This is a genomic window from Spirillospora sp. NPDC127506, from assembly GCF_040302145.1.
Taxonomy (GTDB): domain Bacteria; phylum Actinomycetota; class Actinomycetes; order Streptosporangiales; family Streptosporangiaceae; genus Spirillospora.
Genome location: NZ_JBEORG010000007.1, coordinates 91,397 through 111,974 on the forward strand (window position 1 = coordinate 91,397; position 20,578 = coordinate 111,974).

Annotated in this window: 25 protein-coding genes and 1 tRNA gene; 11 read left to right on the top strand and 15 right to left on the bottom strand. The window is 70.3% G+C overall.

Features of this window, described 5'->3' with window-relative positions:
• Positions 1–126: 126 nt before the first annotated feature.
• Positions 127–1,131, bottom strand: a complete 1,005-nt coding sequence (locus ABTW95_RS09995) for an alpha/beta fold hydrolase (protein WP_396448599.1) — start codon at positions 1,129–1,131, stop codon at positions 127–129.
• Between the two features lie 326 nt (positions 1,132–1,457).
• On the opposite strand from ABTW95_RS09995, the gene ABTW95_RS10000 reads away from it, so the two are divergent.
• Positions 1,458–2,300: a hypothetical protein gene (locus ABTW95_RS10000; RefSeq protein WP_500225999.1), complete on the top strand. Its 843-nt coding sequence runs from the start codon at positions 1,458–1,460 to the stop codon at positions 2,298–2,300.
• Here the strand turns inward: ABTW95_RS10000 and ABTW95_RS10005 are convergent.
• Complete coding sequence (locus ABTW95_RS10005; protein ID WP_396448597.1) at positions 2,281–2,913, bottom strand: hypothetical protein; 633 nt, start codon at positions 2,911–2,913, stop codon at positions 2,281–2,283. The two genes, ABTW95_RS10000 and ABTW95_RS10005, sit on opposite strands and share 20 nt — an antisense overlap.
• 177 nt (positions 2,914–3,090) lie before the next feature.
• Positions 3,091–4,104 carry a glutamine synthetase GlnII gene (glnII, locus tag ABTW95_RS10010; protein ID WP_396448596.1) on the bottom strand — a complete coding sequence of 338 codons (1,014 nt, stop codon included), beginning with the start codon at positions 4,102–4,104 and terminating at the stop codon, positions 3,091–3,093.
• 285 nt (positions 4,105–4,389) lie between these two features.
• Here glnII and ABTW95_RS10015 point away from each other — a divergent pair, with 285 nt between their 5' ends.
• Positions 4,390–5,457: a right-handed parallel beta-helix repeat-containing protein gene (locus tag ABTW95_RS10015; RefSeq protein WP_396454298.1), complete on the top strand. Its 1,068-nt coding sequence runs from the start codon at positions 4,390–4,392 to the stop codon at positions 5,455–5,457.
• A gap of 63 nt (positions 5,458–5,520) precedes the next feature.
• On the opposite strand, the gene ABTW95_RS10020 is transcribed toward ABTW95_RS10015, so the two are convergent.
• Positions 5,521–6,471, bottom strand: a complete 951-nt coding sequence (locus ABTW95_RS10020) for an ArsR/SmtB family transcription factor (protein WP_500226002.1) — start codon at positions 6,469–6,471, stop codon at positions 5,521–5,523.
• A 73-nt stretch (positions 6,472–6,544) separates the two neighbouring features.
• On the opposite strand from ABTW95_RS10020, the gene ABTW95_RS10025 reads away from it, so the two are divergent.
• Positions 6,545–7,915, top strand: a complete 1,371-nt coding sequence (locus tag ABTW95_RS10025) for a hypothetical protein (RefSeq protein WP_500226004.1) — start codon at positions 6,545–6,547, stop codon at positions 7,913–7,915.
• Positions 7,916–7,976: 61 nt separating this feature from the next.
• Here ABTW95_RS10025 and ABTW95_RS10030 read toward each other — a convergent pair whose 3' ends face one another.
• Positions 7,977–8,390 carry a VOC family protein gene (locus ABTW95_RS10030; protein WP_500226005.1) on the bottom strand — a complete coding sequence of 138 codons (414 nt, stop codon included), beginning with the start codon at positions 8,388–8,390 and terminating at the stop codon, positions 7,977–7,979.
• 76 nt (positions 8,391–8,466) lie between these two features.
• Between ABTW95_RS10030 and ABTW95_RS10035 the strand changes: the two genes are divergently transcribed.
• Genes ABTW95_RS10035 through ABTW95_RS10045 form a run of 3 tightly spaced genes read left to right on the top strand, consistent with a single transcriptional unit; the run spans position 8,467 to position 10,366 of the window.
• Positions 8,467–9,297, top strand: coding sequence for a sigma-70 family RNA polymerase sigma factor (locus ABTW95_RS10035; protein WP_500226007.1), 831 nt, complete (start codon positions 8,467–8,469; stop codon positions 9,295–9,297).
• Positions 9,297–9,632, top strand: coding sequence for a VOC family protein (locus ABTW95_RS10040; RefSeq protein WP_396448588.1), 336 nt, complete (start codon positions 9,297–9,299; stop codon positions 9,630–9,632). The genes ABTW95_RS10035 and ABTW95_RS10040 overlap by 1 nt, the downstream gene beginning before the upstream one ends.
• Positions 9,633–9,685: 53 nt before the next feature.
• Positions 9,686–10,366 (top strand): DUF899 domain-containing protein, encoded by a 681-nt coding sequence (locus ABTW95_RS10045; protein WP_396454295.1) that lies wholly within the window; start codon positions 9,686–9,688, stop codon positions 10,364–10,366.
• A gap of 95 nt (positions 10,367–10,461) precedes the next feature.
• Here the strand turns inward: ABTW95_RS10045 and ABTW95_RS10050 are convergent, their stop codons facing one another.
• A complete protein-coding gene (locus ABTW95_RS10050; RefSeq protein WP_396448586.1) occupies positions 10,462–11,295 on the bottom strand; it encodes a CPBP family intramembrane glutamic endopeptidase in 834 nt (277 codons plus the stop codon).
• 59 nt (positions 11,296–11,354) lie between these two features.
• Positions 11,355–11,978, bottom strand: a complete 624-nt coding sequence (locus ABTW95_RS10055) for an NADPH-dependent F420 reductase (RefSeq protein WP_396448585.1) — start codon at positions 11,976–11,978, stop codon at positions 11,355–11,357.
• Between the two features lie 152 nt (positions 11,979–12,130).
• Between ABTW95_RS10055 and ABTW95_RS10060 the strand changes: the two genes are divergently transcribed.
• Entirely contained in the window at positions 12,131–13,006 is an 876-nt protein-coding gene (locus ABTW95_RS10060) for a LysR family transcriptional regulator (RefSeq protein WP_500226009.1), read from the top strand.
• Positions 13,007–13,335: 329 nt separating this feature from the next.
• Here the strand turns inward: ABTW95_RS10060 and ABTW95_RS10065 are convergent, their stop codons facing one another.
• Positions 13,336–13,596, bottom strand: coding sequence for an ArsR/SmtB family transcription factor (locus ABTW95_RS10065; protein ID WP_500226011.1), 261 nt, complete (start codon positions 13,594–13,596; stop codon positions 13,336–13,338).
• 37 nt (positions 13,597–13,633) lie between these two features.
• Here ABTW95_RS10065 and ABTW95_RS10070 point away from each other — a divergent pair, with 37 nt between their 5' ends.
• Positions 13,634–13,954 (top strand): antibiotic biosynthesis monooxygenase, encoded by a 321-nt coding sequence (locus tag ABTW95_RS10070; protein WP_500226013.1) that lies wholly within the window; start codon positions 13,634–13,636, stop codon positions 13,952–13,954.
• A gap of 214 nt (positions 13,955–14,168) precedes the next feature.
• Here ABTW95_RS10070 and ABTW95_RS10075 read toward each other — a convergent pair whose 3' ends face one another.
• Positions 14,169–14,636, bottom strand: coding sequence for a hypothetical protein (locus ABTW95_RS10075; protein ID WP_500226014.1), 468 nt, complete (start codon positions 14,634–14,636; stop codon positions 14,169–14,171).
• A 452-nt stretch (positions 14,637–15,088) separates the two neighbouring features.
• Here ABTW95_RS10075 and ABTW95_RS10080 point away from each other — a divergent pair, with 452 nt between their 5' ends.
• Positions 15,089–15,589: a protein-tyrosine phosphatase family protein gene (locus ABTW95_RS10080; RefSeq protein WP_500226016.1), complete on the top strand. Its 501-nt coding sequence runs from the start codon at positions 15,089–15,091 to the stop codon at positions 15,587–15,589.
• A 152-nt stretch (positions 15,590–15,741) separates the two neighbouring features.
• Here ABTW95_RS10080 and ABTW95_RS10085 read toward each other — a convergent pair whose 3' ends face one another.
• Positions 15,742–16,170 (bottom strand): NUDIX hydrolase, encoded by a 429-nt coding sequence (locus tag ABTW95_RS10085; protein WP_500226017.1) that lies wholly within the window; start codon positions 16,168–16,170, stop codon positions 15,742–15,744.
• Positions 16,171–16,248: 78 nt separating this feature from the next.
• On the opposite strand from ABTW95_RS10085, the gene ABTW95_RS10090 reads away from it, so the two are divergent.
• On the top strand, positions 16,249–16,632 hold the full coding sequence (locus ABTW95_RS10090) for a GntR family transcriptional regulator (protein WP_500226019.1): 384 nt from the start codon (positions 16,249–16,251) through the stop codon (positions 16,630–16,632).
• A gap of 20 nt (positions 16,633–16,652) precedes the next feature.
• Positions 16,653–17,180, top strand: coding sequence for a tyrosine-type recombinase/integrase (locus ABTW95_RS10095; RefSeq protein ID WP_500226125.1), 528 nt, complete (start codon positions 16,653–16,655; stop codon positions 17,178–17,180).
• Positions 17,181–17,240: 60 nt separating this feature from the next.
• Here the strand turns inward: ABTW95_RS10095 and ABTW95_RS10100 are convergent.
• From ABTW95_RS10100 to ABTW95_RS10120, 5 genes are all read right to left on the bottom strand, one after another.
• Positions 17,241–17,312: transfer RNA gene (locus ABTW95_RS10100), tRNA-Val, on the bottom strand.
• 54 nt (positions 17,313–17,366) lie between these two features.
• On the bottom strand, positions 17,367–18,518 hold the full coding sequence (locus ABTW95_RS10105) for a geranylgeranyl reductase family protein (RefSeq protein WP_500226020.1): 1,152 nt from the start codon (positions 18,516–18,518) through the stop codon (positions 17,367–17,369).
• Positions 18,518–19,153 (bottom strand): dienelactone hydrolase family protein, encoded by a 636-nt coding sequence (locus ABTW95_RS10110; RefSeq protein ID WP_396451103.1) that lies wholly within the window; start codon positions 19,151–19,153, stop codon positions 18,518–18,520. Before ABTW95_RS10110 ends, ABTW95_RS10105 begins: the two co-directional genes overlap by 1 nt.
• A complete protein-coding gene (locus ABTW95_RS10115) occupies positions 19,150–19,569 on the bottom strand; it encodes a CBS domain-containing protein (RefSeq protein ID WP_396454757.1) in 420 nt (139 codons plus the stop codon). Before ABTW95_RS10115 ends, ABTW95_RS10110 begins: the two co-directional genes overlap by 4 nt.
• A gap of 48 nt (positions 19,570–19,617) precedes the next feature.
• A complete protein-coding gene (locus ABTW95_RS10120; RefSeq protein ID WP_396451107.1) occupies positions 19,618–20,526 on the bottom strand; it encodes a PAC2 family protein in 909 nt (302 codons plus the stop codon).
• Positions 20,527–20,578 lie beyond the last annotated feature (52 nt).

The following is a 20,578-nucleotide window of genomic DNA, read 5'->3' on the forward strand; positions in this document are numbered from 1 at the left end:
GGAGCGCCACACTACGGTCGGCGACGCGACGATTACCGAGACGACACACTCGCGGGCGTGTCGCTGGCTGCGCCGCAAAGAAGATTGGGACGTCCCTTGGCGTGCGGAAGACCCCGAAGATCCGGATCAGCCGGGTACGGCGGCGCGCTGCGCGCGTATCCCGTGCCTGACGATGCCCTCGTCGAGCCACCGGTCGAGGTGCCGCCACGTGGTCGCCCTGGCCTCGCGCCCGGTCAGCACGCCGAGGTGGCCGCCGGACGCGATCTCGAACCGCACCTGCGGCGCCCCGCGCAGCGCGCCGACGAGCGGCCGGACGGCGCGGACGGGCGCGAACCCGTCGCCGCGTCCGGCGACCGCCAGCACCGGCACGCCGATCCGGCCGAGATCGACGGTGCGGCCGCCGATCTCCACGGCGCCGCGCAGGAGGGCCCCTCCGTCCAGAAGGGCGCGGTAAATCCGTCTGGCGGCATGCCCGGGATGGGCGGTCGTCAAGTGCCGGAAATGCTCCATCGCCTCGATCTGCGCGAGGAAATCGGCGCTGTCGAGATGGCCGATCATCGCGCAGGGGCGCAGCAGATATTTCTCCACGCCGCCCCGGTCCGGCGGCGGGGCGAGCCGCGCCGCGGCCGCGTCCACCGGCGCGGCGACGGCGGCGACCGACGCGATCGGCAGGCCGGGGTCGGCGGCGGCGGCCAGCAGCGCCATGATCCCGCCGAGGCACCAGCCGACGAGCTGGACGGGCTGCCCGCCCGCGTCCCGGCTGACCGCGCGGATCGCCGCCGGCAGCACCTCCCCGACCCACCGCTGCAGGGCCGGGTCGGGGTCGTCGTAGCGGGCGGGGTCGTGATCGAGCAGGTAGCTGCGGCGCCCGGCGCGGACGACGTGCTCGGCGAGGCTGCACCCGCGGCGCAGGTCGTAGCAGCGGGCCGGGGTGCCCGGCGGCGGCACGAACAGCACCGGCGGCCCGGCCGGCACCAGCCCCTCCGGCGGCCGGTAGCGGCGCACCGTCCGCCCGGGTCCGGCGTCGATCGGCTCCGCCGGCATCGGGCGCAGATCGGCGAACCGGTCGGACAGCGCCAGCCGGAACAGATTGGACGTCGCGTCTCGCAGGCCCCGCGGGGAGAGGATCATTTCGTCAGTATCCGTCCGCATTCGTGGATAACGGCGCGGGCGCATTGACCAAAGGCGGCCGCCGCCGTCCAGGCCATTAATACACTGGTCACCGTCCCCCGGAAATCACCGCCCTGTGAAGCCTGCGTGAATTCGGCTTGACAGCGCGGGCCGGAGGTGGCCTCGTGAGAATCTCGCACGGGGGCGGCGACATCGCGCATAATGGCGATCACGGTCCGTGGCGGCCCGGAACCCGTGCGGGCCGCCCGGGCACCCGCCTCTCCCCCTTCCCCGTCCCCCGCGCCGGTTCGACGGCGGCGACGGGGGGACGCTGAGGGAGAACGCTGATGGACGAGGCGGAGGTGGCGATGCCGAATCCTCACCTGACGGAGGTCGGCTGGGCGGGGTCCGTGCTGCGGCTCACCGGCCGGTTCGAGCCCGGCGGGGCCGTCCCCGAGATCGAACTGGTGCTGCACGAGCAGGACGAGGGCGGCCGGCTGCGCGTGCCCGTCGCCGTCGAGGCCCGCAACGGCGTCGTCACCTTCGAGGCGGAGGTGGACGTCGCGTCCGTCATGGGCGGGCGGCCGCTGCCCGGCGGGCTGTGGGACGTCGGCCTGGCCATCGGCGCGCCGCCGGCGCCCGGCACGGTCCCGCTCGGCCACGCCCCCGGCATGGACCCGTCGCCGCAGCGGCGGTTCCTGCCCGGTTCGGTCACGGTCATCGCCTACTTCGGCATCGACGGCCTCCTCAAGGTCGACGTCGGCGGGCGCTCGCACTCCGCCGGGTCCGTCCGCGCCGACGGGACGCGCTGGAACGGGGAGCGCGCCGAGATCGTCGTCACCGGCCACCTGGACCTGCGGGAGATCAGCATGCCGATCTCCGGGACGCTGCTGCTGACCCAGCCGGCCTCGGACCGCAGGTTCGAGGTCATCGCCATGCTGGAGGAGCAACCCGACCGGCTGCGCTACACCGCCGCCGTCCCGGTGACCCGGGCGCTCATCGACGACCCGCTGCCGCGCGGGACGTGGGACGTGTCGCTGTGCGTCGGCTTCTCCGGGATGCACCGGGAACTGCGGCTGCTCGCCCCCGACGAGGGGGTGGACGTGCAGGTGTGGCGGCGGCTCCGGCATCTGCGGGTGACGTCCTCGACCGCGCCCGACCCGCTGACGATCACCCTCGGCCGCGCCTGAGCGGCCCGCCCCAGGGGAACTGCCGGGACGCGCCCACCACCGCCGACAGCAGCACGACCACGGCGGTCCCGCCGGCCAGGTTGAGACCGGACGTCGCGAGCGCCGCGTCGAACGGGCCGCGCATGGTCAGCGGCAGCACCGTCAGCACGAAGACGGCGATCGCGCCGATGCACGCGAACGCCCGGACGGGACGCGCCGCCGTCGCGAGCAGCAGGTGCATCAGCGCGGTCGCCTGGATCGTGGCCGCCATCGCGCACAGCGCGTAGCTGGTGGCGGCGGGCGCCGCGGGCGTGTGCCCGCCCGCGAACACCGGGACCTCCACGCCGAACGCCGCGCGCAGCGCCATCACCGCGGCGAACGCCAGGCCGCCGCCCACCAGGGACGCGGAGATGCCCGTCCACCACAGCGGGCGCAGCGGCGGCCCTGACTCGGCGGCAGCGATCTCCTCGTGCAGCGCGACGAAGTCCTCGTACCGCTTCGGCGGCGCCTCGACCGTGCGGCGCCGCGCCGTGGAGGGGCACCGGAACGACCGTTCCCAGGGCCGCGGCGCAGGACGGCCGGCGTGCCTGCCGGGCAGGCCGCCGGGGTACCGCCCGGATGGCGAGTCGGGCATGTTCCCTCCCCCGGGTGCGAACGTAGACGTGCTACCCGGCAGCGATGTGGGAACTCGCCCAAGTTCGACAATTTGCAGTTGTTTGGCCCCGTACCCCGGCATGCCGGCGCCCCCGGCGGCGGCCTGGGGCCGCGGACCGGGGGCGCCGTCCCCGTCCGGTCGTCAGACGTCCGGTCGTCAGACCTGGCCGGCCTTCTCCAGCGCCGCGCAGCACGTGCCGGTGATCAGCCTGGTCACCACGTACGGGTCGACGTTGGCGTTGGGGCGGCGGTCCTCGATGTAGCCCTTCTTGTCCACCTCGACCTGCCAGGGGATGCGCACGGAGGCGCCGCGGTCGGACACGCCGTAGCTGAACGTGCTCCACGCGGCCGTCTCGTGCATGCCGGTCAGCCGGCGCTGGATGTCGGCGCCGTAGTTCGCGACGTGCTCGTCGGCCTTCTCGGCGAGCGCCTCGCACGCCGTGATGATCGCGTCGTAGCCCTCGCGCATGGCCTTGGTCGAGAAGTTCGTGTGCGCGCCGGCGCCGTTCCAGTCGCCCTCCACCGGCTTCGGGTCGAGGGTCGCGGCCACGTCGTACTCCTCGGCGATGCGGTAGAGCAGCCACCGGGCGACCCACATGTGGTCGCCGACCTCGACCGGGCCCGCAGGGCCGATCTGGAACTCCCACTGGCCCGGCATGACCTCGGCGTTGATGCCGGAGATCTTCAAGCCGGCGTCCAGGCAGGCGTCCATGTGCCGCTCGACGATCTCGCGCCCGAACACCTCGTCGGCGCCCACGCCGCAGTAGTAGAAGCCCTGCGGGGCCGGGTAGCCGCGCTCGGGGAAGCCGAGCGGGCGGCCGTCCTTGAAGAACGTGTACTCCTGCTCGATCCCGTACCAGGAGTCCTGGTCGGCGTACTGCTCGGCGATCGGGCGGAGCTTGGCCCGCTGGTTGGTCTCGTGGGGCGTCCCGTCCACGAGGAAGACCTCGCACAGGACGAGCTTGTTGGCGCCGCCCCGGATGGGGTCGGGGCAGGAGAAGACCGGCTTCAGGACGCAGTCGGACCGGTCGCCCGGCGCCTGGTTGGTGCTGGAGCCGTCGAACCCCCAGTCCGGCAGATCTGCGCCGTCGGCGAGGATCCGCGTCTTCGACCGCAGCCGCGCGGTCGGCTCGGTGCCGTCGATCCAGATGTACTCGGCCTTGTAGCTCAACGTCGGTCCTCTCGTTCCGCCTGGCCTCACGGGTTCGGCCCCGTAGAACGTGCCAACCGGGCATTTCCGACCTGTTGCCCGTATGTGAACGCCATGTAACACGCACCCCGACCTGCGGAGACGTTCGTCACACCGGCCCATTGCGCCCGCCGCCGCAAAGTCCCCCCGATTGTTTACCCCACCGGCACCGGCCGATTACACCGCCCGTTCCAAGATGATCACGGAATGCCGTCCGGCGCATGCCGCGGCGGCTCCTACCAGGAAAAACAGAACGGGGGAAAACGGATGAGGCGGATTTTCTCGGCCTCGCTCGGCACGGTCGTCGTGCTGGCGGGGCTCGCCTCCGTCGCGCCGGCGAGCCAGGCGGCCGGCGGCCCGAAGGGCGGGCGCACCCATGTCGTCCTGCCCGGCCATTCGATCCAGGCGGCCGTCGACCGCGCCAGACCCGGCGACACCATCCGGCTCAAGAAGGGCCACTACGCGGGCGGCGTCCTCGTCCGCAAGCGCCTCACCATCCGCGGCGAGGGCAACGAGACGATCCTGCGTCCGGGGCACCGCGACCACTGCGCCAAGGCCGGCGCGCCCGGCATGGGCATCTGCGTGATCGGCAAGGCGAAGCACCCGGTCAAGGGCGCGACGATCCGGAACCTGAGCGTGCAGGGCTTCAAGGCCAACGGCGTGCACGGCATGTACACCGACCGCCTGACGGTGCTGGCCGTCCTCGCCAAGAAGAACGGCGAGTACGGCATCGCCGAATTCCGTTCGACCCGCGGCCGGTTCGTCTGGAACTGGACCCTCGACAACGACGAGGACGCCGGCCTCTACGTCGGGGACGCCGCCAACGCGCGCGGCACCGAGGTCGCCTACAACCACTCCTACGGCAACACGCTCGGCGTCCTCGTCCGGCACGCCCACCACGTCAACGTCCACGACAACGAGATCACCGGCAACTGCGTCGGGGTCGCCCTCGTCGACGACGGCCAGAAGGGCGGGCAGGGCCACAACAACGTCTGGAAGAACAAGATCTACAAGAACAACCGGAGCTGCGCGGGGCACGGCCCCGTCCCGCCGCTCGGCGGCACCGGGATCCTGTTCTTCGGCGGCGAGCACAACACCGTCAAGAAGAACGTCGTGAAGTCCAACCGCGGCAAGCTGGACTACTCCGGCGGCATCGTCCTCTTCCCGGGCGTCGCCGCTCCGGGCGGCCACGCCCTTCCGGCGCGCCACAACCTGATCAAGGCCAACGTCGCCCGCGGCAACGCCCCGTACGACCTGGTCGACCAGAGCGGCAGCAAGACCAACCGCTTCGTGCACAACAAGTGCCGCACCTCGAAGCCGCGCGGGCTCTGCTGACCTGACCCGCACGCTCCGCGAGGACCCCTTTCCCGCGTCCGGGAAGGGGGTCTTCTCGCGCGATCACCCCCGGCCGCGCAGGAACCGCTCGCCGAGGGGGGTCAGCGCGTGGTGCACCGTCTTGCCCCGGCGCTCGCTGGCGATGAGGCCGGCGCCGCGCAGGGCGGCCGCGTGCTGGGACGCCGACGCCGCGCTGACGCCGAGCCGCGCCGCCAGCGCGCCGGTCGTGAGCTCGCCCTCGGCGACCGACCGCAGAGCGGCCGCGCGGGTCCGGCCGAACACCCGCGGCAGGGCCGCGCCGCTCGACCCGCTGAGCGGGCGGGACGCCGGGAGCACGATGCTCGCCGGGCCGCCGCCGGCGACCAGGACGCGCGGGCCGGTGACGAACGGCGACGGCATGATCACGAGCCCGCGTCCGCGGAGCCGGACGTCGCCGTCGCGCAGCGTCTCGATCTCCAGGACCGGGGGCGTCCAGCGGACGGCGGGGTGCAGGTTCCCCAGCAGGCCGCCGATCCCCTGCTCGGCCATCGTCCTCGCGTGACCGGCCGCCTCGGCGGACAGGTGGTCGCCGAGTTCGGGCCACACGTCCGCCAGCGCGGTCCGGTGGAAGTCCCTGAGGCCGCGGACCAGCGCCCGCATCGTCTCGCGCTCCCCGGCGGCCAGCCGGGGCAGCCACGACGCGGGGGGACGCGGGCCGTGCGAGCGCTCCAGCTCGGCGCGGATGCGCCGGGCGGGCGTCGAGGCGACGGCGTCGAGCTCCGCTTCGAGCCCCGGCACGGGCGTGTACGGGGTCAGGAAGTCGGGGAGCCAGCGGCCGGGCGGCACCAGGTCGAGCAGCAGGCGGGACGGGCCGGTGAGCCGGGCGCGCGTGCGGGACCGCCACCCGCCGGGGATCGGCGCGGGCCCCGGCCGGCGCAGGGCCTGCGCGCCGAGGACGGTCTGGGCGATCGGCGAGAGGCCGGGAATGACGCGGATCCTGGCGAGGTCGTCGTAGTCGAGCCAGAGCCGCAGCATGACCGGAATCTATGACATTTCGGCTATTTCCAAAATCATTGCGCGGGGCTCGGGGCTCATGGAGGGTGCCGCCATGAAGCGCCTGATCTGCCGCACCGTCCCGTTCGTGATGGCCGCAGCCTTGATCTCCATCGCGGCGCCCGCACGCGCCGGCGTCCGCGAGGGCGACATCGACGGGGTCCCGTACCGCGTCGAAGTCCCGAGCCGCTGGAACGGGACGCTGCTCCTCTGGAGCCACGGCGCCTACAGCCTGGAGTTCCCGGCGCCCACGGACATCTCGCTGACCAACCATCCGGCGACTGAGCGGTGGCTGCTCGACCACGGCTACGCGCTGGCGGCGTCCCAGTTCCGCACGGTGCGCGGCTGGGGCGTCGTGGAGTCCGGCCTCAAGGACCAGATCGCCCTGCTCGACTGGTTCACCGCCAACGTCGGCAAGCCACGCCGCACCATATCCGCGGGGGCGTCGGCGGGCGGCCTCGTGGCCGTGCTCCTGGCGGAGCGCAACCCTGCCCGCTTCGCCGGCGTCGCTTCGCTTTGCGGCGTGCTCGGCGGCACCACGGGGCACTTCAACAGCGCACTCGATGCGAACTTCGCCATCAAGACGCTGGTCGACCCTGGGCTCGAACTGGTGCGCATCAAGGACCCGGAGGCGAACACCTCGAACGCTCGGGGCGTCCTCACGTCCGCGCTGGGTGACGCCAGTGGCCGCGCCCGGCTCGCTCTGGCGAGCGCTCTGGCGGACGTCCCCGCTCGATACACGTCGCGTGCGCCGACGCCGAAGACGGTCGCCGAGCAGGTTCAGCAGCAGTACTACTACGCCGCTTACGACCGGGGCGCCTTCTGGGGTCTGAACCGGTCGGACATGGAGTCGCGCGCGGGCGGAAACCCGTCCTGGAACACCGGCGTCGACTACCGGAAGCTGTTCGCCCGCTCCAGCCAGAAGTCGCTGGTCATCAAGGCGTACCGCGAGGCCGGGCTGAGCCTCCGCAAGGACCTGGAGAGGTTGAACGCCGCACCGCGGATCAAGGCGGACCCGAAGGCCGTGCGCTACATGGACCGCTTCGGCACCCCCACCGGCCGCACACCGTGGCCGGTGATCACCCTGCACTCGACGGGGGACGGCAACGTCCCGCCCGAGAACCAGCGCTACTACGCCACGCAAGTACGGCGAGCGGGCAACCCGGCGAACTTGAAGCAGCTCTACGTGGACCGGGGCAACCACTGCACTTTCAGCGCGTCTGAAGAGATAACCGCCCTGCGGACCCTTCTGACCCGCATGGACACCCGCCATTGGCCCGGCACGCGCCCATCAGTGCTCAACCGGGCCGCCGCCTCACTCGGCCCGGACTACCAGACCGTCTTCGACCCGGACCCTGAGCCGGGCCTGCACCCGACGACACCGTCCTTCACCCTGCACCACCCGTCGCGCTACCTGCGTCCGTAGCCGCTGCGCGGGGGCATGACCCCCTGTCTCCGTCCGTCCCGGAAACAGGGGGTCCTCGCGGCTACTCCGCGTACGGCTGGTTCTCGCCCTGGGCGCTGTAGCTGATGCTCCAGACGTAGCCGTCCGGGTCCGCGAAGGTGCCGCCGTACCCGCCCCACGACAGGGGGCCGGCCGGCTTGTGGATCGTCGCGCCGGCCTTCTCGGCCTCCGCGATGATCTCGTCCACCCGCGCCTCGCTGCGGACGACGTACGTCAGGACGACCCCGCAGAAGCCGCTGCCCTCGGGGCTCACGCCGACCTGGCCGGCCAGGCCCGCCCGCTCGTAGAAGCCGACGAGCGAGGACCCGTCCGACGCGAAGATGATCGACACGCCGTAGTCGTCCCGGATCTCCCAGCCGAGCCCGTCAGTGTAGAACCGCCTCGTCCGGTCCATGTCCTGGACGCCGATGAGGATCGTGCTGACGTGCGCTTTCATATCTGGTCCTTTCGTCACATCGGCGTGGTCCCGCCGGTCAATCGGTATGACAGGCACGGATGGAGGAATGTGACGGATGGCCGAACACGACTGGCTGAGCGAGCGGTTCGCCGAGCACCAGGGCCGCCTGGAGGCGCTGGCCTGCCGGATGCTGGGCTCCCGCAGCGAGGCCGAGGACGCGGTACAGGAGGCGTGGCTGCGGGTCGGCCGCGCCGACACCGGCGAGATCGAGAACCCGGGCGGCTGGCTGACGACGATCGTCGCCCGGGTCTGCCTGAACATGCTGGAGTCGCGCCGGACCCGGCGCGAGGATTCAGCCGGTGCCCTACCGCCCGAGCGGGCGGCCCCAGCCCAGGCCGGCCCCGAGGACGAGGCCCTACTAGCCGACTCCGTCGGCGTCGCGCTGACCGTCGTGCTGGACACGCTCACCCCGACCGAACGTCTCGCGTTCGTCCTGCACGACATCTTCGCCGTCCCCTTCGCGGAGATCGGCGCCATCCTGGACAAGTCCCCGGCAGCCGCACGCCAGCTGGCCAGCCGCGCCCGCCGCCGGGTACAGGGCGCAGCCGAGGAATCGTCGCGCTCGCCCAACCGGGAGATCGTCGCCGCCTTCCTGGCCGCGTCCCGCGGCGGAGACTTCACCGCCCTGCTGGAACTGCTCGCCCCGGACGCCGCGGCCGGCGAGATCCGCGGCGCCCGCGAAGTGGCGGCCTTCTTCTCCGGCCGAGCCCAGGCCGCCCGCCTGGCCCTGGTCAACGGCGTCCCCGGGGCCGTCTGGTCGCACCGAGGCCGCCCGAAGGCCGTCTTCTCCTTCACCATCACCGCCGGGAAGATCACCCGCATCGACATCGACACCGCCCCGACCGACCTCGACATCGTCTACCTCCCGACCGCCGAGGAGCGGTGATGAGCCGCCGCACTCTGGCGGTCCACGACCTGGACGAGGCTCTCGCCTTCTACCGCGAGGTACTCGGCTTCAACGTCGTCCACCGGGACGCTCAACAGGCGACCGTCAGCTCCCCGAACGCACAGGTCGTCCTTGCGGCCTCACCAGACCTCGAGGACCCGAGCGAGCTCACCGTCCCAACCGACGACTGCGACGCCGCCTTCGAGCGCACTGAGGCCGCAGGCGCCGAAGTGATGCAGGAACCGATCACCCGTCCCGACGGCACCCGCACCTGCGCGTTCCTGGACCCGTCCGGCAACACACTGCGTTTCATCCAGTCCGCCGGGCACCGATGAATTCGACGGCCGGGCATGGTCCACACCTGCGGACACACGGATCTGGAGGAGCCATGCCTGCACTACCGCCCATCGTCGACGCCGAGACCTGGCAGCAGCACCTCGACGACCTGCGCGTCCGGGAGAAGGCCGCGACGCGGGAACTCGACGCGATCGCCGCCGAGCGCCGCCGGATGCCGATGGTCGAGATGCCCGACTACACCCTCGAAGGCGAAAACGGCCCGGTCAGCCTCGCCGACATCTTCGAGGGCAAGAGCCAGCTGATCGTCTACAACCACATGTGGTTCCCGGACGAGACCTGGCAGTGCTCGGGCTGCACCGGCTTCACGTCCCAGTTCACGCGCCTGGAGTTCCTGGACGCCTACGACGCCCGGTTCGTCATCGTCACGCAGGGGCCGATCGAGGAGGCACTCGCCTACAAGCGCCGGGTCGGCAACAAGATGACCTGGTACTCCACCGCGAACAGCTCCTTCGGCAGCGACGTAGGCGCGCCCCCAGGCGGCGGCTTCGCAGTCAACGTCTTCCTCCGCGACGGCGACACCGTCTACCGGACCTGGCACACCAACGGCCGGGGCACCGAGCAGCTCAGCCACTCGTTCGCCCTGATCGACGTCCTCCCGTACGGCCGGCAGGAGGAATGGCAGGACTCCCCGAAGGGCTGGCCGCAGTCCCCCACCTACTCCCGCTGGCCCAGCTCCGAACAAATCGCCGCCGCCTACGGCGAGCACTCCTAACGGTTAGTACTCCGGCCGCCTGTGTACCAAGCCGACGGCACTCCCGAACCGTGACGTCGCTCTGCCGTCACGGTCCGGGATCCGGGGGCGTTGGATCACTTGGCGAGCCCAGCGGCCATGTCCGTCCGGGCCGGGCGACGGACGGGGAGCACGTGACCACGCCGGTGTGCCAGCCACATGAACACGACGGTGGCCACCACGCCGAACACCACGGCGTACACACTGCCCTCCGGTCCGAAGTCGCCGCCCGTGACAAGCGCGGGACCCGACATCGTCGCGTCCAGCAGCCCCTGCGGGGTGTTGCTGCCCGACACCTCGGTGCTGAAGATGGCGCTCGCGGCGACGTTCCAGCCGAAGTGCAGACCGATCGGCACCCACAGCTTGCGGGTGGCGATGTACGCGGCGGTCAGCATCCCGCCCGCCTCGATGGCGATGGCGACGGCGCCCCACAGGGTGGCGTTCGCGTTGAGCAGGTGGATCAGGCCGAACAGCGAGCCGGTCAGCACGAGCGCGATCCAGGTTCCGGTCCAATGCTCGACGTTCCGGAACAGGACACCGCGGAAGACCAGCTCCTCGGTCACGGCGGCACCCGCCATGATGCCGAGCAGGGCGACCGCGTTCGCCGGCGTGCCCAGGCCGTTGATCGTGTATTCGCCGAAGAAGGCGATGTTCGCGATGACCGTCCCGAACAGCGCGATGCCGAGCAGCGTGCCCCAGCCGATCGCGGCGCCTGCCCCCTTCGGCGACACTTCGACGGGGGTCCGGTGCTCGGTGCGCCGCACCACCCAGCCGTAGACCAGGACCGCGACGACGGCCGTCAGGACGCCGGCGACGAGCGCCAGCCAGGGGTTGTCCTTCGCCGCCGCCGTGCCGAAGCTGCCGGGGATCCAGACCGCCACTACCGCTAAAAGCTGCCATATCAGACGCATGATGACTCCTTCGTGAGAATCCGCGGCGTGGGCGCCGCGGGCTGTCGGCAGGGGTGCGCTCAGCCGGAGAGGTCGACGCCGAGGGCGATGTCGAAGGTCCCCGCGCCGTTGCGGGCCAGGCCCATCAGCAGCGGGCCGACCGCTTCCAGCCACCGGGCCATCTCCAGGCCGCCGACATCGAGCGGGCGCAGTCCGAGGCTCTCGATGAACGCCGACACGTCGGCCTTGGCCCGCGCGTCATCTCCGGCGACGAACACGTCCAACGGACGCCCCTGGGCCAGCACGTGGCCGAAGACCGTGTTGAACGCCTTCACCACGTGCGCACTCTCCGGGACTGCCTTGGCGATCTCCTGCGCACCGGACGTGCCTTCAGGGGTGACGACCCCGGTGGCGTCGGCGTTGAACGTGTTGGAGATGTCGATGATGAACTTGCCGGCCAGTGCGTCCCCGTAACGGGCGACGACCGGCACGGCGCTGGCGTATGGCACGGCCAGGACGACGATGTCGCCGACCGGGACGGCGCCGAATGTCCCAACTGTGGCCCCGCCGCCGAGCGTCGCGGCCAGGTCCTTCGCCTTGGCCGCGTCGCGGCCGATGATCTCGACGCCGTTGCCGCCGGCGACCGCGCGTGCGGCTATGGCGTGGCCCATGCCGCCCAGGCCGATAATGCTGACGCCACTCATTTCGTCTGCCTTCTTTTTTTGGAACTGATTAGGACGCTGTGCCTGCTGCCAAACGGTTGTGGCCCTTGCGCCATTCCCGTGGGTAGGTCGGTATCCGATACTTCTTTCAGCAGCTGCGATACCCTGGAGGCATCGCCGGACCGGGAGGCTTCATGGATCTGGACCTGCGCAAGGTCCGCTATTTCGTCGCCGTCGCCGGCAGGCTGCACTTCGGCCGCGCCGCCGATGAGCTGCACATCGCGCAGCCGGTGCTCAGCCGGCAGATCCGCGCGCTGGAAAAAGATCTCGGCACCCCGCTGCTGACAAGGGACAGCCACGGCGTGGCGCTGACCGACGCCGGCAGGCAGTTGCTGGCCGACGCCGGCCCGCTGCTGGCCTCCGCGGACGCGGTCCGCCGCCGGGTGACCGCGGCCGCGCGGGGCAGCCGGCGGCTGGCGGTCGGCTTCCGGACCGGTATCCCGGTCATCCCGGCGGCCCGGGCGTTCGAGGCCCGGCATCCGGACGTGGTCGTGGACGTGCACCGGATCGAATGGGACGACCAGGCCACGATGCTGCTCGACGGCCGCATCGACGTCGGCTTCGTGCGGCTGCCCATCGACGAGACCGGCCTGCGCGTCATTCCGCTGTACACCGAGCCGCTCATGGTGGTGCTGCCCGCAGGCCACCGGCTGGCCGGTAGGGAGCAGGTCACCGAGGCCGACCTGGCCGGTGAGCCGCTGGTCTGGCATGCCGACCCGAGCACGCACCCCACCAGGCGCCCGCACCCCGACTCCGGGCTCCGGGTACGTGGCGTGGAGGAGAAACTCGAGCACGTCGCGGCCGGCCGGGGCATCTCGTTCGTGGGGCGTTCGGAAACGCTGTTCTACTCACGCCCGGGCATCGGCTACGTACCCATCCCGGAACTCCCGCCCGACCAGGTGTGCCTCGCGATGGCGGCATCGCGCATTTCGCCGCTGGCCGACGACTTCTTCACCGCGGCGCAGGCGACGGCCGAGACCACCGCGGAATGCGGGAACTATGAGATATGACGGCGTGCAAGCGGTGCCGTTTCAAATGAGGTGATCTCAGAGAAACGAATCGGACGCCCGATTCTCAACCACGCGAGAGACAGCCGGCAGAATCTGACATTCGATGATCAGTGCTCGGGCGCGGCCGACCCTGCGCTGCGGGTCCGCTCGCGCTTGGCTTACATAAACACTGTCGCCGTACCGATCAGGCTGAGCACGCGCAGCTCAGAGACCAACTGTGGCGGGCGATTGGTCGGGCTGATCAGGTGGCAGAGGACGCGCAGGCGCGCATCGTGCGCGTCCTAGCGGCCTGACTGCCGGCCTCGGGGCCGGGGCCGCACCGAGGTGTGTCAGCTGCCGGTGGCCGCACGTGTGCGGCCGACTCCGTTGAGGACCGAGTCGAGCAGTCCGGGGAACAAGGCGTCCAGGTCGTCGCGGCGCAGCCGCACCAGGCGGGTCCGGCCCTGCACGGTGGTCCAGGTGACGCCCGCCTCGCGCAGCACCCGGTAGTGGTGCGACAGCGTGGTCTGGTGGACGTCCAGGTCACCGCCGATCCACTCCGGGTGGCGGACATTCCCCCTTTGTGCGTCCTCGGAGGGCGGTATGGTCAATGCCCACTCATAGGTACCTGTGACAACCGGAGCCATAATGATCGCCAGAGTTTGGCGCGCTACCGCTACCGCCGAGGGGGCGGAGGCTTACCGTGACCACTTCACCGGCTCAGTACTCCCAACGCTCCGTCGTCTCGACGGACATCGAGGCGCATACCTGTTTCGCCGGGATGGGGATGACCTGGTGGAGCTGGAGGTCATGACCCTGTGGGAGTCCAATGAGGCCATACGGGCTTTCGCTGGAACTGACATGTCAACGGCTGTGGTGGAGCCGGAGGCACGAGCGGTGCTCGTGGCTTATGACGAGACAGTCAGCCATCGGACGATCGTGGTCGACACCGTGAACGATCAGCTCTAGGCGGCGCTCCAACACGGGCGGCGGCGCGACCAAGTGAGGCGAGACTGTGGCCAAGCTCGGCGTGCCGAACCTGCACTTTCACGACCTCGGCCCGCGGACCTTCTCGGCGCTGTCGGCGTCCGTCCTCCACAGACCGACTTGAGGTCGCGACGTGATCGGCTTGGTTGCCTCGCGACGTGAGGACCGCGCCCAGGCGAGCATGATGATTCGACGGCTAACGGGCTTGAATGTCCCGTTCGGCGAGGCGCCGTCTCAGAGCGGTTCGCATACGCGCTGACGCGCCAGGCGACGAAGCCAGGGCCTGCAACTCCTCCGGCTCAAGTTCTAGCCGGGTGGCGAGCGCGAGCACAGCCGCGTATGGCCGGCTTGTGGCTGTCAGCAATCGGGCCTCAAGCTCGGCCAGCACCTTGAGCAGCACCTCACGATCAGCGTTGGGATGCTCAGCGAGCAGGCGCAAGAGCCGACCGTCGTTCCACGCGCTATCCCTCTTCGAGCACAGGCCGTCCAGGACATGCGCAGGTGTACGAGGGTTGGAGGCCAGGGCCTGCCAGACAAACGGATACGGACACCGAGCGAGATGGCAGAGCGTTTGCATGTCGGTGTCCGGATCACGCGCCGCATCGCGGTAGTCCGCAGGCGTGTGGAAGCGCCGGGGTGCTTCGTCATGGTTACTCTCGCCCACCTCAGACAATCTATGCCCGAACACCTCTTCAGCCGGCTTCCAAGTTGTCCGGCAGTACTCTGCTCGATAACCCGGCGTGACTAAGCCGTGAGGTTGCTAACGGCGGCGCTAACAGCAGGTCTGGATGATCTCGGATGGGTGTGGACGTGCGGGACGTCGCGGGGCTGGTCATGGGACTTGCGGGGACTGGCGGCTAACGCGTCGATGAGGGTGTGTCCCAAGCTCGACCTGTCGAGCAGGCCGCGTGCGGCGGCGACGGTGCGCCCGTACCGCTGCTCATGCACCAGCAACCGATCCTCTACCCCAGCAGGCCTATGAGCCCGGTCAAGTGCATCAAGCTTTCTGAGGGGATCATCTGCGCAGATCAGCAGTTCTGGTTGTACGGTGAGGGCGTGTTTGGTTGATCTTGCCCGGCCTACGGTGGTCGGGGCGGCGCCGGCGGGAGCGAGGCCATGCGGACCAAGGGTCGAGGAGCACCCGATGCCGGCGCGCCGTGGGATGAGATCGTCCCGTTGCTGTGGATGGGGGGCCACTTCTACCGGGACCCGATGGGGGACCGGGCGCCAGCCATCGTGAGTAACGAGTTCGATCTAGTGATCAGCTTGCACACGCGAGAGGGGCACGGTCCAAGCGGCGGCGTCGATCACCGGTTGGCGGAAATTCCCGATGGACCACTGACCGCTGAGCAGATCGCGATGGTCTGTCGGGCAGCCGAGTCGGCAGCGGAAGCGGTCGAACAAGGCAAGCGTGTGCTGGTCCGCTGCCATTCCGGCTACAACCGATCCGGGCTCGTCATCGCCCATGCCCTCACGCTGTCGGGTTACAGCATCGATGACGCCATTTTTCTAGTCCGCTACCGTCGATCGAAATGGGCACTGAACAACTCCTTGTTCGTGGATTACCTGAACACCGGACTCGATGTAGCGCGCTTGCTTACCGGGCTCGAAGCCTGACCCGATTACTAACGCATGTGCTAACAACCAGCTCGGATCGCCGTGGACACGGGTGGATACGCAATAGGGCCACTTGCAGGTCAGAAGGCACCCATGGACGAGCACGGACGTCGCTGATCTTGCTGGTATGGAGACACTCCGCTGATGGGTAGTCAGTCGAGGACGCGGAAGCCGTCGTGTTGGCGGATGGGGACGGTCTGGTGGGTGGCGAGGGCGTCTTGGACTCGGATGGCGAAGGCTTCGTCAGCCAGCTTGCCGACCTCGGTGGCGGTGACCCAGCGGAAGGCTGTGCTCTCGTCTGTCTCGCGGAGGGTGCCGGCCTCGGCCTTGCAGCGGAAGACCAGGGCGACTATTCCGCGTGGCATATTCTTGTAGACGCCGGTCAGGGCGATTGGTGTGACCTCTAGGCCCGTTTCCTCGCGGACTTCGCGGCGGAGGCCGGTGATGATGTCTTCGTCTTGCTCCAGGACGCCGCCGGGGGCCTCCCAGTGGCCGTTGTCTCGGCGCTGGATGAGGAGGGCGCGGCCCTGGTCGTCGACGACGACACCCGCCACGCTGACGGAGTGGCGACTGTCGGGCATTGCGCAGGCTCCTTGGAGCAGGTCCGGCTACTAGACTCCACGCTAGTACACGTATGTACGAGTTGAGGAGTTGGCCGCGTGAGCGATCTGCAGCTGCCGGAGCTGGATCCGACGAGCGATCGGCCTGTCTTTAAGCAGATCGCGGACCACCTCCGGGCGGCAATCGACAGCAAGTCGCTTTCGCCGGGCGAGAAGCTGCCCTCGGAGAGCCAGCTCATTTCGCACTACGACGTTGCCCGGATGACGGTTCGGCACGCTCTGCAGATCTTGCAGAGCGAGGGATTGACCGTCGCCGGGGACTATGCGCAAGGACGATTATCAGAGTTCCGAGTGATCACCACAGTCGGGCTCGCGACTTCGTGTGGTAGGAGCTTCGTGGCCGACAGCCCGTTCGAGGTGGCGATGCTGGGTAGCCACGCTCCCCACTCATCGTCAAGCAGGATCGCCTGGAAGGCGTACTGAAGGCCGCCTCCCTTGTCGCGCTGCGCAGGATGGACCTCGACCTCAACGCCGGGACGGTCACCGTCCGGCAAGCACAGGTCGAGTTGGACACCGGCGAACTGATCATTGGGCCGCCCAAGTCACGGGCTGGCCTCCGCACCGTGGCACTCCCCCAAGCGATCGTCCCGGACCTGCGGCGGCATCTCGGCAACTTCACCGGCGCTGAGCCTGACGCGCTGATCTTTACCGGCAAGCGCGGGGGCGTCCTGCGACGGGCGAACTTCCGGCGCGCTACCAAGTGGGGCGCGACCGTCACCAAGCTCGGCGTGCCGAACCTCCACTTTCACGACCTGCGCCACACCGGGAACACGTTCGCGGCCGAGTCCAGCGCGACGCTTCGCGACCTCATGGAGCGGATGGGCCATGACAGCGTGCGGGCCGCGATGATCTACCAGCACCGCACGGCGGGCGGTAACCGAGCGATCGCCCGAGCCATGGACAACAAGATCAACAGCGCCAACCCGGACGACGACGATGGGGCGGCCGGATCGCTCGCGCTCGTCGGCTAATGGCACGCTAATGGCGCGAAGACCCTGTTCCCATGGTCGGGAACAGGGTCTTTTCGTGGGTGGGCGCGGACGGGTTCGAACCGCCGACTCCTCGCTTGTAAGGCGAGTGCTCTACCCCTGAGCTACGCGCCCGGGTCGCCGGGAAAGCGTACCCGGTTCGTGGGGGGCTTCGCGAAACGGTATCCGTCAGGTGGTGGGGGTCAGGCGGGTCACGGCGGCGGCCAGGCGGTCGGTGGGGGTGGGGACGGTCGCGGGCGGCATGCCGTCGAAGAGGGTCATGGCGAAGCGCATCAGGGTGGGGTGGGCGAGGCCCTGGGTCGTTGCCAGGCGCATGAGGCGGGGGTTCTCGATGGCGCGGGTGAAGGCGCGGCCGAGGGTGAAGGGGGCTCCGCTGGCGCGGCGGATGGCGGACGGGTAGGAGCTGAGGATCTTCTCCGGGAAGGGGCCGCGAAAGGCCCTGGTGATCACTTCGGCGGCGATGCGGCCTGCTTGGAGGGAGTAGGCGATGCCTTCGCCGCTGAACGGGTTGACCATGCCGCCGGAGTCGCCGACCAGGAGGAGGCCGGGGAGGTAGTGGGGGCGGCGGCTGAAGCCCATGGGGAGGGCGGCGCCGCGCAGGGGGCCCACGGCGTCGTCTTCGGTGAAGGGGAGGGTCTTCAGCCAGTCGGAGAACAGGTGGTGGTAGTCGGGGTGGTCGGTGCGCAGGAGGGCCACGCCCACGTTGCAGGTGCCGTCGCCCATGCCGAAGATCCAGCCGTAGCCGGCGGGCGCCAGGTCCAGCCGGATTTCGAGGTACGGGTCGTCGTGGCGGGGGCTGCGGTAGTAGCGGCGGCCCGCGATGCCTATCGGGCGGTCGCGGCGGGGGTGGAGGCCCAGGGCGACGGAGAAGCGGGACGAGGCGCCGTCCGCGGCTATGACCAGGCGGGCCTTGTGGGTTCCGTCGGCTGTGCGGACGCCCGTCACGCGGCCACGGTCCAGGAGGGGTGCGGTGACCTTGGTGTTCTCGTGGAGGGTCGCGCCGGCGGCGGTCGCGTTGCGGGCGAGGAGTTCGTCCAGGTCGCTGCGGGTGCGGGTCAGGCCGTGGCCGGACGGCCAGGGGAGTTCGAGGGTGCGGCCCGCGCCCAGGAGGCGGACGCCTACCGTGCGGAACCAGTCGGAGAGGTCGATGTCGAGGGCGCGGAGCTCGTCGACCGCGCGGGGTGTCAGGCCGTCGCCGCAGATCTTCTCGCGGGGGAAGGACGTCTTCTCCAGGACGAGGACGTCGAGACCCGCTCGGGCGAGGTGGCACGCCGCTGAGGATCCGGCGGGTCCGGCGCCCACCACGATGACGTCGTGCATCACAGGTTCCGATTGAACCAGTCGGCCGCCTGCATGGTCACCTCTTCCAGGGCGCCCGGCTCCTCGAAGAGGTGCGTCGCGCCGGAGACGATGTGGATCTCGCAGCGGTCGAGGCTTTTCGCCGCCTGCTTGTTCAGGGCCAGGACTTCGGTGTCGCGGCCGCCGACGATCAGGAGGACGGGAGCCCGGACGCGGGGCAGGGACGGGGCCGCCAGGTCGGGGCGGCCGCCGCGGGAGACGACCGCGCCGACGCGGGGCCGGGCCGCGGCGGCGGCCAGCGCGGCGGCGGCGCCGGTGCTGGCGCCGAACAGGCCGATGGGCATGCCCGCGGTGTGCGGGGCGGACTCCAGGCCCTCGGTGAGGCGGTCGATCGCGCCGATCAGGCGGAGGGTGAGGAGCTCGATGTCGAAGCGGAGGGCGGCGGTGACGCGGTCGACCTCCTCTTCGTGCTGGGTGAGCAGGTCGATGAGCAGGGTGCCGATGCCGGCGGCGTTGAGGCCCTCGGCGACGGCGCGGTTGCGGGGGCTCAGCCGGGAGCTTCCGCTGCCGTGCGCGAACAGGACGACGCTCGTCGCGCCGTCCGGTATCGACAGGTCGCCGGGCAGTTCGGCGTCCTGGAGACGCAGTGTGATCATGTGTTGGGCGGTTCGGCGCTGATGTCGGCGAGGGCGGAGCGCTCGTCCCGCTGGACGGCGAGGTCGCCGATGGACACCATGCCGATCGGCCGGTCGCCGTCCACGACGGGGACGCGGCGGACGGCGTTCTCGCGCATCAGCCGCACCGCCTCGCCGGCGTCCTCGCCGGGCGCGACCGTGACCAGGTTGGTGCTGCAGATGTCGGCGACGGTGGTGCCCGACATGTCGCGCTGCGCGGCGACGGCGCGGACCACGATGTCGCGGTCGGTGACCAGGCCGCGGAGCCGCCCCTCGTGGACGACGAGGACGTCGCCGATCCCGTGCTGCCGCATCAGGTCCCCGACCTCCGCCAGGGACGTGTCCGGGGACACCGACACGGGAACCGGCGTCATCACCTCGTTCACCTTCTGGGCCATGCGAACCTCCCCTCGGGCGCTCGCCTACCCAGCGGCGGACGGGATATGTCAGCCGGAGGAGTCGGGCCCGTCCTGCTCGGCGAGGAACCGCTCGAACTGGGCGCCGAGTTCCTCGGCGGTGGGCATGTCCTGCGATTCGGCGAGCAGGCTGTCGCGCTCGGCGGCGCCGGCGAACGCGTCGTACTGCTGCTCCAGGGCCCGGACGACCTTCTCGACCTCGTCGTTGCCGTCGACCTGCTCGGCGATGTCGGCGTCGGTGGCGGCGGCCGCGTCGCGGAGCCGGTCGACGGGCAGCACCAGCCCGGTCGCGGAGATGATCGCCTCCAGCGCGGCGACGGCGGCGGCCGGGTAGGCGGACTGGGCGAGGTAGTGCGGGACGTGCACGGCGAACCCGACGGCGTCGTGCCCGGCCTCGCCGAGCCGCAGCTCCAGCAGCCCGGCGGCGCTGCCCGGCACCTGCACCTTGTCGAACCACGAGTTCTTGGTGATCAGCTCGGGCCGGGTGGCGTGCGCGGTGGTGCCGACGGGCCGGGTGTGCGGGACGCCCATCGGGATGCCGTGGAACCCGACGACGATGCCGACGCCCAGCTTCTTGACCAGGTGGACGACGGCCGAGGTGAACCCCTCCCACAGCCGGTCGGGCTCGGGCCCGGACAGCATCAGGAACGGGCTGCCGGCCTCGTCGCGCAGCAGCCGGACGACCAGCTCGGGCGCGTCGTAGGAGGCCCAGTGGTCGCGGTCGAACGTCATCGGCGGCCGGCGGGCCCGGTAGTCGATCAGCGAGTCGACGTCGAAGCGGGCGATCACGCGGTGCTCAAGTGACTCCAGGAGGTGCTCGCGCACGAGCTGCCCGGTGGATCCGGCGTCCACGAAGCCGTCGAGGCTGTGCAGCAGCACCGGACCCGTCATCTCCGGCAGGTCGGCGTCAAGCTCGTACAGATCCTCAGGGTTAAGCAACTTCTCCCCCACCTCTACATGTCTTACGCCCAACATTAGGACATGCGGAGGC